The organism is Streptomyces tricolor, from assembly GCF_002155905.1.
GTDB lineage: Bacteria > Actinomycetota > Actinomycetes > Streptomycetales > Streptomycetaceae > Streptomyces > Streptomyces tricolor.
Window position 1 is genome coordinate 1 of sequence record NZ_MUMF01000615.1, and the last position, 1889, is coordinate 1889.

The 1889-nt window shown below is 74.6% G+C and carries 2 protein-coding genes; both read right to left on the minus strand.

Features of this window, described 5'->3' with window-relative positions:
• Positions 1–1241, minus strand: a 1241-nt coding sequence (locus CCN44_RS35440; protein ID WP_086702663.1) for an enoyl-CoA hydratase-related protein, incomplete at its 3' end; no start/stop codon positions are given.
• Positions 1242–1307: 66 nt separating this feature from the next.
• Positions 1308–1676, minus strand: a complete 369-nt coding sequence (locus CCN44_RS35445; RefSeq protein ID WP_059254728.1) for a hypothetical protein — start codon at positions 1674–1676, stop codon at positions 1308–1310.
• Between the last annotated feature and the right edge of the window lie 213 nt (positions 1677–1889).

Genomic DNA, 1889 nt, shown 5'->3' on the forward strand with positions numbered 1-1889 from the left:
TGGTCGGCGGCGAGGGCCAGCATGGCGCCGCCGGCCGCGGCGTTGCCGGCGAGCGCGGCCACCACCAGCCGGTCGGTGGTGCGCAGCACGGCCTCCACCAGGTCGTCCATGGCGTTGAGGTTGGTCCAGGACTCCTCGGCCGGGTCGCCGGCCGCCTCCACGACGTTCAGATGGATGCCGTTGGAGAAGAAGTCGCGGGTGCCGCCGAGGACGAGGACGCGGGTGGGGCGGGTGAGCGCGTGCTCATAGGCGGCGAGCAGTCTGCGGCACTGGTCGGTGCTCATCGCGCCGCCCGGGAAGGAGAAGGCGAGGAAGCCGACGTCGCCGCGCTGGCGGTAGCGGATGTCGGTCCAGGTGCGCCGGCCGGGCGGCAGGTCCAGCGGGGCGGGGACCTCCGGGAGGACGAGGCCGGGCTGCTGGGCGGCGAGGACCGAGGCGGCCGGCCGGCGGAAAGGCGCCGGGTCGCCGGAGTTCTTGCGGGGGCGCAGTTCGGGGATCCAGACGGCACCGTCGCGGGTGGCCCGGCAGACGGCGCCGGCGCGCTGGGCCAGCACGGCGCCGGGACGGCCGCGCAGCCGGTCCTCGGGGTGCCCGCCGTGCAGGAACACCTCGCGGCCGAGGAGCTCGTCCAGGACGCCCGGCTGCGAGTCGGCGCCGCGGAGTTTGCGCAGGACGGTCTCGGTGTCGTCCCGCTCCCAGTCGATCCGGCGCCGCTCCTGCCGGAAGAAGTCGCGCCAGACGACGGTGACCGACTCGTCGGTCTGCGGGAGCGGCTTGTGGGCACCTTCGGCGTAGCGCCGTACGGCTGTCAGGACGGCGGTGACGGCGGCGTCGGAGACCTCGTTGCGGTAGAGGTCGCTCTTGCCGACGGGCGGCACGGGGAACGGCTCGGCCGCCCAGACGGGGCCCGCGTCCATCCCCGCCTCGGCCTGGAGGACGGTCACGCCCCACTGCTCCGCCCGGCCGGCGATGGCCCAGTCCAGCGAGGACGGGCCGCGGTCACCGGGCGGGCCGGGGTGCACGATCAGGCAGGTGCGCTCCCGCCACACGTCCTCCGGCAGCGCCGTCCGGAGCATCGGCGCGACGATCAGATCCGGGCGCAGCTCGTGCACGGCGGCCCGGACCGGGTCGGGTCCGTGCGCGGCGAGTACGACGTCCACCCGGTGCCCGTGGTCGGACAGCTCGGCGTACAGGCGCTGGGAGAGGCTGTTGAACGCGCTGGCGATGAGCAGAATGTTCATGACACGGCATCGTCGTCGTCCGCCGGGGTGCCGGGAAGAACCGCCGCGGCGTTTCGCCGGCCTCGCTCAGGTCTCTTCCTCCATCCGGATCGCCTTCCGCAGGTCCTCGAAGGCCTGGCCGCGGTCGTCGCGGTGCGCCTCCAGCAGGGCGGCGGCGATCGCGTCGAGCTTGCGCTGGATGGCGTGTTCGGCGCGCATCTCGGCGTTCTTGAGCAGCGCCAGGAGCAGCAGGGTGACCGCCGTCATGGACCCGCCGGCGAGCAGCAGCACCTCGGAGGGGAGCAGGGCGATGTGCGCGGCGACGAAGAAGCCGACGAGCAGGAGGCAGAACAGGAAGAACAGCGGTGAGCTGGTGAAGTTCGAGGCGTATTCGGCGAGCTGGTCGAACCGGCCGCGGCGCGGGCCGCCGCGGTGGGCGGGATTCTGGAAGGTCATGGCCGAGCCTTTCCCGCGGCGGGCGGACGCCGGCCGCCGGCCCGCGTCCGGGTGGCGTACGGCCTGCTGGGCCACGGCCGAGATCCGTTCGCGGCCCGCGCCCGGATCCGGTACCGCCGAAGCGCATCACCTCCCTCCGGCGCCGGGCCGCGCGCCGCGGGCCGCGAACGGATCTCGGCCGTGGCCCAGCAGGCCGTACGCCACCCGGACGCG

Excerpts from the sequence above, each read along its gene's own strand:
- CCN44_RS35445 (WP_059254728.1), bottom strand. The coding sequence starts at position 1,676 with ATGACCTTCCAGAATCCCGCCCACCGCGGCGGCCCGCGCCGCGGCCGG.